A 651-nucleotide genomic window follows, 5' to 3' on the forward strand; every position below is an offset into this window, starting at 1 on the left:
GACAGCACTACCACCGGTAGCGCGGGATTCGCCTTCAGCAGCGCTTCGAGCGACGACGCGCCGATCATGCCCGGCATATGCAGATCGACGATCGCCAGATCGTGATCGGCGTCGGGACGCGCGGCAGCGGAGAGGCTTTCCCAGCTATCGGCTTCGTCGAACTGGGCGTCGGGATCGAAACCGCGCAGCATGCCCTTGACGCCTTGCCGGATCAATTCATGGTCGTCGGCCACAAGAAACTTCATGATGTCTCCGCGAGTCGGGCCTGCCCGTTGTGGACTACCGCCGTTGTAAAGGTTTTACTTCTAGCCTCGTGAAACGCATCATGGTCGGCTGCCCACGTGTCTATGATGACCCGTGACGTGCCGCGCCGTCGAGCCACACAGGTGACGCGGTATCTGCACGATCGCCGGCTGGTTCGATGCGCCACGTCATCGGCGAGGCAGGTCGGTCGCGCACCGGTTCCGGCTTGCTACGTAGACGAGCTGCGCGGCCCTTTTTTGAAGCTGTCCGCGCGGGACTCGGTGGCTTATGCGCGCCGGGTCGAATGGCGCAAGCGCTTTATTTGATTGCAAATAACGTCGCATTCATCAGCAGCTTGAACGCGAAACCGAGCGACATCGCCGAGCCCACGAGACTAAGGCGAATCTC

The 651-nt window shown here is 61.4% G+C and carries 1 protein-coding gene; it reads right to left on the bottom strand.

The genetic code is table 11. From position 1 onward, the window contains the following. A partial coding sequence (locus BN2476_RS44970; RefSeq protein WP_143811259.1) for a response regulator occupies window positions 1–245 on the bottom strand: 245 nt, incomplete at its 3' end. Window positions 246–651 lie beyond the last annotated feature (406 nt).

Source organism: Paraburkholderia piptadeniae (genome assembly GCF_900007165.1).
Taxonomy (GTDB): Bacteria; Pseudomonadota; Gammaproteobacteria; order Burkholderiales; family Burkholderiaceae; genus Paraburkholderia; species Paraburkholderia piptadeniae.